A 12,142-nucleotide genomic window follows, 5' to 3' on the forward strand; every position below is an offset into this window, starting at 1 on the left:
AATCTAACTTTACTATATAACTAACTAGATTCAAATTATTTCCTGGTTCGGAGCGGACTTCACATCTATGTCTGATCCAATACATTCGATTTTTGGGAGTGAATGAGCAGGAAACCATCCTACCCGAACGCAGGTCGTGCTTTATTGATCTGCCACGAGCGGACCTTTTGAGGATCCGAGAAGGGCCGGAGGCAGCCCCAAGCTTCGGGTATCAAGTGTCGGGTTCGGGCCAATCGTCGCAAATTGCGGATCTGGAGCCGTACAGGCGCCTCTGCACTTGCTCGGATTCTGTAGCGGAAAACGACCCGCGCCCGTCCAGAGCCAAATTTGGCGACCGTAGAAGCCGCCCGTCGATCCAGGAAACCCGCCGGTCCTGGGACCAGCGGGCTCTCACAATTCCAGGGGTAAGAACCGTGCGGTTCAAGCTGCCTTGCGAGCCTTCTCACGAGGCTCGGTGTGTGAGCCGGGCTGCCCCAGTCCGATCGCCTTGGCCAGCGCTGAACGCTGTTCGGCATAGCTGGGGGCGACCATCGGGTAGTCGGCTGGAAGACCGTAGCGCTCGCAGTAGGTCTGCGGGGTCAGCCCATTGGCGGTCAGGTGCCGCTTGAGCGTCTTGTATGTCTTTCCATCGACGAAGCTCGTCAGACCGTCCTGCTGAACCGACTTGCGGATCTGGGCGGGGGATGGTCGTGCAACTTCTGGCTGAGATTCGGCGGCACTGGCAGCCGAACCTGAGGCAATCGAAGCGATGGTGTCGTGCATGGCTCGGATCAGACCGGCCAACTCAGCGACCGGCACGGAATTGTTCGAGATGTACGCGGCGACAACCTCACCAGCCAATCGGACGGAATCAACCTGAGGTCCGGTATCTTCTAGTATCATCTTACTACTGCTCAGTTGGAAGCTTAGGTGCGTGCATGCACCATGGCCACGCAAATTAGATCAGCAGCGAAAGGCAGGATTCAAGCCCCGACTGCCGGGGATTCCAGTATGGTTAACAGAAGCCCGCCGGTCGTGGGGCTAGCGGGTTGCTTCGTTGCGGACGAGTTTAATGCGCTCGTTGAAGAAGGAAGCGGAATCCCAGTCACGGTACCCGAGGATCGGCCCGGCTCGCACAATCAGCTGATATGATGATCCAAGCGCCCGATGAATCGCTCGCGATCCCATACCTCGACGCTGCGCCCATCAGCCATACCACGAGCCGTGGTCATCGCTTCACCGTCATCTTCGGAACGGATGATCTCCGCTCCATCGATCCGACCATCCCCGCGTAACCAGTAAACTCGGTAGCAAGGGCGTCGCTTGGTTTCGTCCCGGACTTGCGATTGAGCAAACATGGGAAGGCTCCCAAAGGGCGAAGCGGCTGCCCCTCGCGCCGTAACCGATCTCCAATATCGGTCGTACGAGGATCCTGTGATGACCGAACAGTGATCCGCGACAACCTGTATTAGAACTCATGAGCTATCTCTGGCGTCAGTGTGAAACCGTCCGCCAGAAAGCCTGTCGAGTCTGGAATCGTAAGCCAACGCACAAGTGATACCGATCCTCATTGATTAGAACCCATGAGCCCAGGCGCGCAGTCCGATAAAGATGGTGCGCCAGGGTCGGTCGATGAGGGTGTTCCAGTCGCGGCAGCAATGGTCGAGGATGTCAGCGTAAAATTTGAAGACGCGGTTGCCGAGCCAGTTGTCGCGCATGAACTGCCAGAGGTTCTCCATGGGGTTCAGTCGGAGGAGCGAGCCGGCACGGGCAATAGGGTGATGTTGGCGGGCACGACGAGTTTCTTGGTTGTGCGCCAGCCCGCCTGATCGAGCAGCAGGACGGCGTGCGCACCGGGGCGACGACCTGGGCGATCTCTTCGAGATGCAAGGCCATAGCCTCGGTGATGCAGCGTGGCATGACGAGGCCGTCCCCTTTGCCGAGGGCGGGGCAGATCGCACCGAAGATGTAGGCGGAGGCGGCGCGCTGGTCCTTCGGCGCCGCAGGTCGCGTGCCGCGCTTGGCCCAGCGGCGGGTGATCGTGTTCTTCTGGCCGACCCGAGCCTCGTCGGCGAACCAGATCTCTATCGGCTTGCCGCCGACGGCTTGCGCGATCTCCGCCATGCGGGCGGGGAAGGCTTTTTAAAAACCGGGATGGCTTCCGGGTCCTGGGCGTGATGGCGCGGGCAGGCGGAGAGTTTGCGGTAGCCCCGGGCTCGCAGGACCCGGCTCAGCGAAGCGGACGAGCGAAAATCCCCCCAACCAAGTCGCAGGCCGCCACGTGGTCGATAGCCGGGACGCGGACCTCGCGAGGCGCACAATGGGCCGCTAGCAGCCGCGGACTATCAAGGCGCGCCTGTTGCTGTAGCTTGACCTCTTGCGAACGGGTTGCCGCAGCCGTCGCGGTAGGCGTTCGCTATTGAGGAGCGTCGGAGGCTCACTGAACGACCGGGATGGGCGCAAAGCGACCTTGCTAACGGGATTGCTGCGGGAGAGGTCCAGCGGTCGGTCGGCCACATGGCCCTCCGGGTTGCGGCCGGTTCCTAGTCCACGTGTTCGCGAGGCGCGCCTACAGCCTACGCATAATCGTTGAGGGACGACCATCCAACGAGGAATTGGCCTGCCGCCGTCGCATGGCTGAGCATCTATAAGATCGCATCCTAACCGATAGCTAGCCATCTATAAGGGTCCCGCGCGAGGGCTCGATTTGCCTTCGGCGCCCAGGCGAACTGGATGTCCAAGAAGCTCGATTATTTGCGCCAAGCCTACACCCATACCTTGCTGCTGGCCGGGCGACAGTGGCGGCGCGCAGCTAACAGCGTCGTAGAATCACATGGCCTCTCCGACGCGACCGCGCTCCCTCTCATTCTCATTGGCCGACTCGATGGCGAGCCGCGCCAGAACGCTGTGGCCGAGGCCGTCGGCATCGAAGGCGCATCGCTGGTGAGGTTGCTGGATCAGCTCTGCACGGCTGGACTGGTCGTGCGGAAGGAAGATCCGACGGATAGGCGCGCCAAGATGCTCAGCCTCACGCAGGCCGGGCAGCAGACCGTGGCGCAGATGGAAGCCGAACTCAACGAACTACGGGAGCAGGTGTTCTCCGACGTCGACACCGCTGATCTGGAAGCGAGCGTGAGGGTCTTTCAAGCGCTTCAGAAGTACATCCGTGAGTTCCCGAACGGCATGGCTCGCGAGGAGGCCGCAGAATGACGCTCCCCGGCTGGCGCGACTGGGCGTTCTCGATCAAGACCTTCGTGGCGGCGGTGCTGGCGATGTATCTCGCCATGTGGATCGACCTGCCTCGGCCCTACTGGGCGCTGGGCACCGTTTACATCACCAGCCAGGTGCTGGCCGGTGCGACTCGGGCCAAGGCCCTTTACCGGGTCCTGGGCACCCTGCTGGGCGCTGTCGTCAGCATCACCCTCGTGCCGAACCTCGTCAATGCGCCTGAGCTTCTGACGCTCGCTATCGCGCTCTGGGTGTCGATCTGCCTGTACTTCTCGCTGCTCGACCGCACCCCCCGCAGCTATCTGATGATGCTCGGCGGCTACACGGCGGCCCTGATCGGCTTCCCGAGCGTGGGCGAACCGGGGACGATGTTCGACACCGCGGTGGCCCGCGCCGAGGAGATCACGCTCGGCATCCTGTGCGCCAGCCTCGTCAATACGATCGTATTGCCCCAGTCCGTGGCGCCGATGATATCCACGCGCCTGGATCTCTGGCTGCGCGACGCGCGCGGTTGGGTTGCCGACGTGCTCGGCCGTGCGCGTCAGACGGGAGACACTCAAGCCAAGCGGCTCAAGCTCGCCTCGGACGCCATCGCCTTCGACGCCCTGGCGACGCCGTTGCGCTACGACATGACCGGCGCCGAGCGCTCTGTCGCCGCCATGGCGACGCTGCGCCAGCACATGCTGATGTTTCTGCCGATCGTTTCGGCGGTCGCAGACCGAGTCGATGCCCTGGAGCAAGCCAAGGCGCTTCCGATCCGCGTGCGCGCCCTCCTCGACGATATGGCTGCGTGGCTCGCCTCTGGGGCGACCGACCCCGTCGCGGCTGACCGGCTGCGGATGGCAGCCGACGCGGTCGATCCGGTCCTTCACAAAAACTTCGCCTGGCCGGACCTGGTGCTCGCCAGCTTGGTGGCGCGCCTGCGCGACTTCATCGACCTGCGCCAGGATGCCAGGCTCCTGCAAAGGCACATCGTCGACGGGACGCCCGTTAGAAAGGAACTCGCCTTTCGCTATACCGCCGCCGCGCGCACGATCCGTCACCGTGACCATGGCATGGCGCTTCTGTCCGCGGTCGGCGTGTTCCTTGTCGTCCTGCTCACCTGCTCGATCTGGATCGCGACCGGTTGGCCGGATGGCTCCGGCGCGCCGATGATGGCGGCGGTCGGCTGCTGCTTCTTCGCCGCGCAGGACGACCCTGCACCGTCCATCCTTGGCTTCGCCAACTCGGCCGTGCTCGGCGCCGTCGTCGCCGCCATCTACCTGTTCGCGGTTCTGCCGCAGGCCACGAGCTTCGAGATGCTGGCCCTGGCGCTGGCGCCGGCGCTCATCCTGTGCGGAGTCTGCATGACGCAGCCGCGGACGGCGCCGATGGCGATGGGTGCTGCGGTCAACGGTTCGGCCGTGATCGCGCTCCAGAGCAGCTACACCGGCGACTTCGCTGCCTTCGCCAACTCTGCGCTCTCGATCATCGTCGGGATGTGGGTCGCCACGCTGGTGACACGCCTCGTCCGGTCGGTCGGGGCCGGGTGGTCGGCGCACCGCCTCCAGGCCGTGAACCGGCGCAGCCTCGCCCAGGCCGCCGAGCGTCACGGCGCGCAGAGCGGTCTGGAGCTCGCCGCCATCATGCTGGACCGCGTCGGACTGCTCGCTCCGCGTCTCGCAGCCTTACCGCCGGATGATGCGGAATGGACGGCCGATCTGCTCGCCGAGGTGCGGATCGGGGTGAACGTGGTCGAGCTGCGCCGCGACCGCCGGCAGCTCTCGACGGAAGCCAGGACCGCGGTCGAGCGGCTCCTTGGCGGCATGGCGCGGCACTTCGGCGGCCGCGCGGCTCTCCCGCCCACCGAACTCCTGGTGTCCCTCGATGCGGCGCTCGACGCGGTGGCGATTGAACCGGAGCGCCCGGCACATCGAGCGGCGCTCCTCGGGCTTGTCGGCATCCGCCGCGGGCTGTTTCCCGAGGCTCCTCCCTATCGGCCGAGTCTGGTGGCCCAAACCCAGGCGGCGCTTGCGGCATGACCGGCGAACTCGACATCTACGGCGTCTTCGTCCCGAGCCTCGGGGCCTGGATGATCTTCGCCTTCTTGATCAGCCTGCCCCTGCGCCGGATGCTCGCACTGACAGGCTTCTACCGGCTGGTCTGGCACCGGCCGCTGTTCGACCTCGCGCTCTACGTCGTCCTGCTGGGCTGTGTTGTCACGGTCGGGCAGCCCCTGATCTCCTGACAGTTCGTCGTTCGCCCCCGTCAGTTCCTCACGCCTTCTATTGATCGTTTGGTTCCCGCCATGACACGGTTTCTCGCTCTCTCGTTCCGGCTCGTCGTCACCCTGGCGATGGTCGCCGCCGCCGTCGTTGTCGGCCTGGCTTTGTGGGACTACTACATGGAGGCGCCCTGGACCCGGGATGGTCGCGTGCGCGCCGACGTGGTCGAGGTGGCGCCGGACGTCTCCGGCCTCGTCACCGAGGTGCTGGTCGAGGACAACCAGACCGTGAAGCGCGGTGACGTGCTGTTCAAGATCGACCCCGAGCGCTTCACCCTCGCCCTGCGGCAGGCCGATGCGATCGTCGAGGGCAAGAAAGCGACGGCGGAACAGGCGGCAGCCGACTACCAGCGCTACATCAAGTTGAGCGACGCCGCGGTCTCGCAGCAGAAGGTCGAGCTTGCACGAGCGACAGACCTCGCCGCGAAAGCTTCTTACGATCAGGCCATGGCCGACCGCGACCTCGCCCGTCTGAACCTCGAACGCTCGGCGGTGAAGGCTTCAGTCAACGGGCGCATCACCAACATGGAGCTGCGCCCGGGCAACTACGTCAACACCGGCCGGGGCGTTATGGCACTGGTCGACCGCGACACGCTCCGGGTCGAGGGCTACTTCGAGGAGACGAAGCTGCCGCGCATCCACGTCGGCGATAAGGCCAGCATCCGCCTGATGGGCGAGGATGGACTGTTGGCCGGGCACGTCGAGAGCGTCGCCGGCGGCATCGAGGACCGTGAGCGTTCGGCCGGTGCGAACCTGCTGGCCAACGTCAACCCGACCTTCGCGTGGGTGCGGCTGGCACAGCGCATTCCCGTGCGGATCAAGCTGGACGGGGTGCCTGATCAGACGCGGCTGGTCTCGGGCCGAACAGCAACGGTCGCCGTCGATGCGGCGGGCGAAAACCACCGGCCCGCCCTCCTTGGATTTCTGCACAAGTTTACGCTCGTGGCCGATCGCTCCTCGAAGTGACCGAGGTGCAGCGTCAATCGATGTGAGTAGTCGAACCTCTCGATGCAGGTCGCACGCGCCTATCCGCCGAGATCCTGTGTGAATGCGCTGCCTTCGAGACGGGACGCCTCCACCAGGGCACCGCCTTCCCAGCTGCCGGAAGCCGCTGCACCGCGCTGAAGCTGACGGCGCCTCCTGATCGTCCCCCTTTGAAGTGGTCCGCCCTGAAGTATGGCTTTTGAGCCGACTGGAGTTGACCCCGTTTGTGGTCCACGGCCTATGTAAGTTCTCGGGCTGTGACAGCTTGGTCGGCGAAGGCTCGGGGCGTCAAGCCGCCCAGGGCCGTGTGGGGTCGATCCTCGTTGTCGTGGCACCTCCTTTCCTCGATGCGCTCACGGGCATCGGCCAGCGACAGGAACCACGAGGCGTTCAGGCATTCCGCTCGGAGGCGGCCGTTGAACGACTCGATATAGGCGTTGTCGGTCGGCCTGCCCGGTCGGGAGAAGTCGATCTCGACCCCGTTCAGGTAGGCCCATTGGTCGAGCATGCGCCCGGCGAACTCTGGCCCGTTGTCGACCCGCAGGCTCTTGGGTCGGCCCCGCAGCCGGACCAAGGCGTCCAGAGCCTCGGTCACCTGGAAGGCGCGAAAGTTCGCTCTCGGTGTGAGTGAGAGCGCCTCTCGCGTGTGGCAATCGACGACGGTCAGGATCCGAAATGGACGCCCGTCGAAGATGCGGTCGGACATGAAGTCCGTCGCCCAGACCTCGTTGGGCCCACCGATCGCCGGTCGTCCCTGACGGTAGCGCCAGGCTCGTTTGCGCTTGGGCAGCTTGGACCGAATCGAAAGTCCCTCGTCGCGGTAGATCCGGTAGGTGCGCTTATGGTTCACCTCCCAGCCCTCCCGTCGTAACAGGATGTGCAGCCGTCGGTAGCCGTAGCGCACCCGTGCAGCAGCCAACTCCTTCAATCGCATCGGCAGCGCGACCTGAGGGTCCGAGCGCTTCCTGTATCGCTGGGACGAGCGGCCGAAGCCGGTAGCCAGACAGGCCCGACGCTCGCTGTTCCCGTGGGCCACCTGCAGGTGGCCGGCGACCTCACGGCGAGCGGCAGGCCTCACCACTTTCGTTTGAGGACGTCCTGCAACATGGAGCGGTCCAGCGTCAGGTCGGCGACCAGCCGCTTGAGCTTGCTGTTCTCGTCCTCCAACTGCTTCAGCCGCCGGATCTCCGGCACGCCCATGCCGACGAACTGTTTCTCCCAGCGATAAAAGGTCGGCTCGGATACGCCCACCTTCCGGCAGACCTCGTCCACCGTCGCGCCGTTCTCCGCCTGCCGCAGGGCGAAGGCGATCTGTTCGTTCGTGAGGCGTTTGCGAGGCATGGCATCCACCCTCCTTCAGGATTCAGGATGCCCGAAGCACTTGCGCTCAGCGCGGACCAGTTTGGTGGGTCAGGATCATTCGAGAGCCCGGCCATCATCAGCCGACGCTCGGGCGCGGTGCGCAATGCCTATCGCGCTGGTCCTGATGGCGCTACGGCCTCCACTCGCGTCCAGGGCCTACCGCGCCCGGATGTAGGCCAGGCCGACGGTGAGTGCTGGGCGTCCCGGGAGAAGGCCAGGAAGGCGTTCGAGATTATGCAGAAGGGCGAGGGCCGCCTCGATGCGTCCGCCGGCCGTGCCGGTGTCGTGGGCGGCACGAAGGTCGAGGCGAACGGCAGCGTGAACGTCCTCGTTCAGAAGCCCGGGCCCGACACCAACGTGCGGACCTCTGCCTCCGGCAACCTGTTCAAGGACGTGGTGCTAAGCCGGGGGCGGACGATGGCCCCGGCAGAGCGGTCGTGAGGCGCTAGCCCCTCACCTGGCTAGCCGCGCCGGTAGCACTGTCGGGGTCGTGCTCGACGCATTTGACGCTGCAAACGAGGCTACGAAGCCAGCCATTGAGCGAACGTCGTCCGGCTGGCGTGGATCGTGGGCGACCACCTCCGCTTCGCGTTCCAGCCGGAGATTACAGGCCTTCGATGGTAGGCCGACATCAGGCGTGCAGGCGTCGTGGCGGGCGCAAGCTGCGTCCAGCGCGTCGATGGGTGGCAGCGGAGCGTTGTTGCCTGGGCCGCAGTAATTGCCGTGAATGAGAAGCTTGGGGCCACCATTGGCGGCAGGTTGCGCGAGAGACGGGGCGGCCCACGAAGCGATTAGAAGCATCGGGGCGGCGAGTCGGATGGCGGCGAGCGACATCATGGCGGAGACCCTCCAGCACCGGTGCCTCTCTTAGTCACGTCGGCGAGGACGGTGCGAAGAATGGTTAACCACCACCCACCAATCCGTGATGTGTTCCGGAACACTACCCTTGCGTGTGCTGCGCTCCAGCGAACCGAGTGATCCCAGAAAGCTTAGCCGCGCCTCTCGAAGGCTTGCTGCTTCGGCGTGGGTGAACCGGTTCTGCGTAATCAGCCCTCAAGCCTAGCTGCAGACTCGCGTTGAGGTAGCGCTGCAAATCGATATGCTACCGATAGTTGTATTCGTAACCTAGCATGAGCGGCGCGTCGGATGGCCCAGGCCTATGCAGAACGACAGCATGACAGCAGCTTTCGCCTGGACCATGCGATAGGCGCATTACTCTTTGTACCATGCATCATTGTATGGACGATCGGCGTACTGTGCATACTACCGATAACAATACTGGCGTTTCCCGCACAGTATCTATTCGCAAATAATCCCAAATTTCATGGCGACGTTGTCACAGGATTAGTTATAATAGGTGTAGCCAACGCGCTGATAACACCAGCAGTGGTGCTATGCACTATTTACGCTTGAGGACGTGCTCCCGGCAACGCTTGCCCCACCAGCTGGTGCATCAGAACCTCGGGATCCTGGATGACGCCTATATCCCAAGCTGAGAGGCCGCCCGATTTGTAATCGCAGCGGTCTCTCCTGCGCCTGAAATGCTGATACGGTCGGCCTGCCGCCTGGCGTAACGCACCAGGAGGCCCCTTACCTTCGCCCGCCCGGCTCACGCTGCGGCGGGCTTTCTTTTGGCTCTGGCCGGGGTATGAACGTGGGGATTTCCGACTCCCCCGAGTTCGAGGTCACAACCTTCGCCCGCCCGGCTCGCCGGCGCGGGCTTTTTCGTGCCCGGCCGTAAGCGTGGCTTCGGAGCTGGCGACTTCGGATCCTTGAAGGACCCACTCCGCCCCTCGGCCAAGCCGGTGTTCACGAAGTGCACCAACGGGTTGTGGCCAGAGGCAACCACATCAGGGTTCGCAGCCAGAAAGCCATCCGTGCTGAAGTCCGCGCTCGGGTCGCGGCCCTCCTTCCAGCCGTGCCGCAGATAGTGATCGAGTGGGTTTAACCCCACTGCCCGCACGTCTGGGTACGCGTTCAGATAGTAGGCCGAGTCGAAGCCCGGCAGCCGGACTTTGACGAACGACGGAGGCCGCTTGAACGGCTTCAGCATGCGAAATTTCATGATGGATCCACGAGCATGAGACATGCGCTCGATCCATCATTGCGAGATGTACTGCAACCTCAGCCCCGCCCGCCCAGTGCCGCGTGGGACGTCTTTGTTCACGTGACGGCAAGCCGGCGGTAGCTTTCAGCGAACGTTTCGGCGGCCTCACGGGTCAGATCGGTTACCACCAGGCCCGGAACGTAGACAGTCCATCGCCCGTCCGTACCTTCGGAAATGCTGATTTCGGCCATGGCGCCCCTCCTGGAAGCGGAGGAGCAAAGCGGTTACGGCCTGACAGTTCCCTGAACGAGCCCGATCAGTGCCGATGGCGCTGGGGGAAGTGAGGGTCGAAAGTCTCGTTGCCTGCGCCGGCTGAGGCTTTCTTCACGCGGCGCTGCGCAGGGAAATGGGGGTCGTAGAGATCCTGCGGGGTATCGCGCTGCGCGGGCTTCACTGCACGCTCGTCGACGTGTCCGGTAGCTGTGCTCATGGCCTGCAATCCGACGTTGTCCGTCCGGACCCATAGACCCGTCATGGTTGGGAAGCTGTTGCGTAGAGGCCACCGCGATGCCCTTGGCATCCGCGCCGAAGTCCTGGAACGGGCTTGCCGCCTCCCAGTTATCGCCTCAATCCATATTTCACGAGGCCGAGATGAACGCCGACCTGATCGAGACCCGCCAGCAGGCCTTGGATCTGCTCGATGCCGACATGATCACCTTCGGGGCCTATGTCGCCCTCTGCCGGCATAAGGGTTGGCAGGCCTGAAACAGCTGAAGGCTGATCGCCTTTGAGATAGCCCGCCCGGCCCAGCGCCGCGGCGGGTTTTTTTGTGCCCGCGCCCTGGAGCTATTCCGCGACCGAAACCAGCCAGTCTTGGCGGTAGTCACCGCGATAGGCGACCCGGGCTTTATCGCCGTGCTTTGCGGCGTACTCCCGTGCCTCGGTCTCGCTCCCAAAAACATAGAACTTGGACGACATAGCGCGCCTCCAGACGGTGTGCCTGAGGATAGAGATGGCGCTCGCTGGATCGGCGGCAATGCGCCTTTGTACTTACACTCTTAGGTACCAGCTCGGTTGGCACCCTTCGGTAACGGCCCAGCGTCATCATGCATCCCGAGCCGCGTTGCATATCGGCTCGACCGCCGGTGAAATCGGACGCTCCCCCGCCCTATGAACAGATCGGGACGGGGCCGAGCGACAGTCAGCGCGAAGGCATCGGCCGCTGTGCCTGCGCCCCACCGGCAGCGACGACGAAGGCGAGGGCGGCGAGGGCGGTGCCCATGGCGGGAGGATAGCCACCGGCGCACAAGTGTCGAGGCGTCTACGACCGCCCCGCGTTCAGCGCCTCTTTCACGAGGAGCCCGCGGCTTCTGAGTGGCGCGGTGAGCCCTCAGCATCCTCATCCAGGAGCGCTGATTTAGCGGCTGCCATCCGCTTTCCGATTTCGTGCACGACCTCCTCGACAAGCGGAGGCCATGCCATGTTGTTGTCCTTGAGGAACCGAGCTGCGCCGACAAGCGCCGTAAATTTCTGGGTGGGGATCGGCTGCCCCATGACCTGCGCCTCCAACATCTGCTCAGCGAGAGCTGTCGATAGGCGGAGGATCTCGTCCACCTTGGGAGGCTGAGGGTTGGCGTCGCTCATTTAGGTGGCCCTTTGCCTTTAGGTGCTCGGTGAGCGACATCCGCTGCGCCCTCAGAGGGCTTTGCTCTCCCGGGCCAGCCGCAATGCCTTCAGCTGGGCCGTCCGTTCGTCGGTTGCGTGCTGCTTGTCCTCAACTTCCCCCCGAACATTCGCCGCATTCTCCAGGCGCGCAGTTGCCCTGGCCGCCCTTGAGTCCAGTTGGCCGCGGGCGGTGTGGGGAAGATCAGACATGCGCGGTCCTATCATGTCGGCCGGAAAACTTAGTGCAGTTCTGTGGCGTCAGGATCGCTTCGCCTTCGGCGTTTCCTCGCAGAGGCGGCGGATAGGAGCTTACATGCATCCGGCGCGCCTCAAGGCGCCCATCAGTTTCCGTCCGATATGGAAGCCATTAAGGGCCTCAGTGCCGAGGACGCGCACGTGCTCGGCCGTGCCGGTCCGATGATAGAGAAAGACCTGGTAGGTCGGCTTAAGTTGTCCAGCATCGAGAGCGCTCACTTGGCCGCAGAACGGGACTGTCAGGAATTTCGTGTGGGGGCGGCCATAGTGGATCCGAAGGAGGTTCCCGATGGCACGACGCAAAGCACCCCACGTCCCTGACGCGATCCTGGACCAGCTCCTGGCCGGGGCCGATCCGA

12 protein-coding genes and 1 pseudogene are annotated in these 12,142 nt (G+C 64.0%); 5 read left to right on the forward strand and 8 right to left on the reverse strand.

Annotated elements, in window-relative coordinates; translation table 11 throughout:
- Positions 1–420: 420 nt before the first annotated feature.
- On the reverse strand, positions 421–882 hold the full coding sequence (locus FV242_RS29505) for a MucR family transcriptional regulator (RefSeq protein ID WP_147941403.1): 462 nt from the start codon (positions 880–882) through the stop codon (positions 421–423).
- A gap of 671 nt (positions 883–1,553) precedes the next feature.
- A pseudogene (locus tag FV242_RS29510) lies at positions 1,554–2,216 on the reverse strand (IS630 family transposase); the annotation flags it as partial.
- Between the two features lie 496 nt (positions 2,217–2,712).
- Between FV242_RS29510 and FV242_RS29515 the strand changes: the two are divergent.
- The 4 genes from FV242_RS29515 to FV242_RS29530 are packed head-to-tail and all read left to right on the forward strand — an operon-like array spanning position 2,713 to position 6,436.
- Entirely contained in the window at positions 2,713–3,189 is a 477-nt protein-coding gene (locus FV242_RS29515) for a MarR family winged helix-turn-helix transcriptional regulator (RefSeq protein WP_147941404.1), read from the forward strand.
- Positions 3,186–5,228, forward strand: a complete 2,043-nt coding sequence (locus FV242_RS29520; RefSeq protein WP_147941405.1) for an FUSC family protein — start codon at positions 3,186–3,188, stop codon at positions 5,226–5,228. The genes FV242_RS29515 and FV242_RS29520 overlap by 4 nt, the downstream gene beginning before the upstream one ends.
- The gene (locus FV242_RS29525) at positions 5,225–5,434 is read left to right on the forward strand and encodes a DUF1656 domain-containing protein (protein WP_147941406.1); all 210 of its coding nucleotides are present in this window, start codon (positions 5,225–5,227) and stop codon (positions 5,432–5,434) included. Before FV242_RS29520 ends, FV242_RS29525 begins: the two co-directional genes overlap by 4 nt.
- A gap of 60 nt (positions 5,435–5,494) precedes the next feature.
- Positions 5,495–6,436 carry an HlyD family secretion protein gene (locus FV242_RS29530; RefSeq protein ID WP_147941407.1) on the forward strand — a complete coding sequence of 314 codons (942 nt, stop codon included), beginning with the start codon at positions 5,495–5,497 and terminating at the stop codon, positions 6,434–6,436.
- A gap of 256 nt (positions 6,437–6,692) precedes the next feature.
- Here the strand turns inward: FV242_RS29530 and FV242_RS29535 are convergent.
- Positions 6,693–7,795 (reverse strand): IS3 family transposase gene (locus FV242_RS29535; protein WP_147941408.1). Its coding sequence is split into 2 segments (ribosomal slippage): positions 6,693–7,534 and positions 7,534–7,795, totalling 1,104 coding nucleotides; the frame shifts between segments, so codons are not numbered across the junction.
- 27 nt (positions 7,796–7,822) lie between these two features.
- Here FV242_RS29535 and FV242_RS29540 point away from each other — a divergent pair.
- On the forward strand, positions 7,823–8,257 hold the full coding sequence (locus tag FV242_RS29540) for a hypothetical protein (protein ID WP_147941409.1): 435 nt from the start codon (positions 7,823–7,825) through the stop codon (positions 8,255–8,257).
- Positions 8,258–8,269: 12 nt separating this feature from the next.
- Here the strand turns inward: FV242_RS29540 and FV242_RS35880 are convergent, their stop codons facing one another.
- The 5 genes from FV242_RS35880 to FV242_RS29560 all read right to left on the reverse strand — a co-directional run bounded on the left by FV242_RS35880 (position 8,270) and on the right by FV242_RS29560 (position 11,507).
- Positions 8,270–8,617, reverse strand: a complete 348-nt coding sequence (locus FV242_RS35880; RefSeq protein WP_147941412.1) for a hypothetical protein — start codon at positions 8,615–8,617, stop codon at positions 8,270–8,272.
- An 808-nt stretch (positions 8,618–9,425) separates the two neighbouring features.
- Positions 9,426–9,869 (reverse strand): hypothetical protein, encoded by a 444-nt coding sequence (locus FV242_RS29555; protein WP_306440335.1) that lies wholly within the window; start codon positions 9,867–9,869, stop codon positions 9,426–9,428.
- Between the two features lie 110 nt (positions 9,870–9,979).
- Positions 9,980–10,114 (reverse strand): hypothetical protein, encoded by a 135-nt coding sequence (locus FV242_RS36190; protein ID WP_281407117.1) that lies wholly within the window; start codon positions 10,112–10,114, stop codon positions 9,980–9,982.
- Between the two features lie 65 nt (positions 10,115–10,179).
- On the reverse strand, positions 10,180–10,353 hold the full coding sequence (locus tag FV242_RS34895) for a hypothetical protein (RefSeq protein WP_187278613.1): 174 nt from the start codon (positions 10,351–10,353) through the stop codon (positions 10,180–10,182).
- Positions 10,354–11,213: 860 nt separating this feature from the next.
- Positions 11,214–11,507 (reverse strand): hypothetical protein, encoded by a 294-nt coding sequence (locus FV242_RS29560; protein ID WP_147941411.1) that lies wholly within the window; start codon positions 11,505–11,507, stop codon positions 11,214–11,216.
- Positions 11,508–12,142 lie beyond the last annotated feature (635 nt).

This window comes from Methylobacterium sp. WL64 (genome assembly GCF_008039945.1).
Classification (GTDB): domain Bacteria; phylum Pseudomonadota; class Alphaproteobacteria; order Rhizobiales; family Beijerinckiaceae; genus Methylobacterium.

What these genes read in the sequence shown, in the direction of transcription:
- FV242_RS29540 (WP_147941409.1), top strand. Translation starts at nt 7,823, where the DNA reads ATGCCCGAAGCACTTGCGCTCAGCGCGGACCAGTTTGGTGGGTCAGGA.
- FV242_RS29520 (WP_147941405.1), top strand. Translation starts at nt 3,186, where the DNA reads ATGACGCTCCCCGGCTGGCGCGACTGGGCGTTCTCGATCAAGACCTTC.
- FV242_RS29515 (WP_147941404.1), top strand. Translation starts at nt 2,713, where the DNA reads ATGTCCAAGAAGCTCGATTATTTGCGCCAAGCCTACACCCATACCTTG.
- FV242_RS29505 (WP_147941403.1), bottom strand. Translation starts at nt 882, where the DNA reads ATGATACTAGAAGATACCGGACCTCAGGTTGATTCCGTCCGATTGGCT.
- FV242_RS29525 (WP_147941406.1), top strand. Translation starts at nt 5,225, where the DNA reads ATGACCGGCGAACTCGACATCTACGGCGTCTTCGTCCCGAGCCTCGGG.
- FV242_RS29560 (WP_147941411.1), bottom strand. Translation starts at nt 11,507, where the DNA reads ATGAGCGACGCCAACCCTCAGCCTCCCAAGGTGGACGAGATCCTCCGC.
- FV242_RS29530 (WP_147941407.1), top strand. Translation starts at nt 5,495, where the DNA reads ATGACACGGTTTCTCGCTCTCTCGTTCCGGCTCGTCGTCACCCTGGCG.
- FV242_RS29555 (WP_306440335.1), bottom strand. Translation starts at nt 9,869, where the DNA reads ATGCTGAAGCCGTTCAAGCGGCCTCCGTCGTTCGTCAAAGTCCGGCTG.
- FV242_RS36190 (WP_281407117.1), bottom strand. Translation starts at nt 10,114, where the DNA reads ATGGCCGAAATCAGCATTTCCGAAGGTACGGACGGGCGATGGACTGTC.
- FV242_RS34895 (WP_187278613.1), bottom strand. Translation starts at nt 10,353, where the DNA reads ATGAGCACAGCTACCGGACACGTCGACGAGCGTGCAGTGAAGCCCGCG.
- FV242_RS35880 (WP_147941412.1), bottom strand. Translation starts at nt 8,617, where the DNA reads ATGCTTCTAATCGCTTCGTGGGCCGCCCCGTCTCTCGCGCAACCTGCC.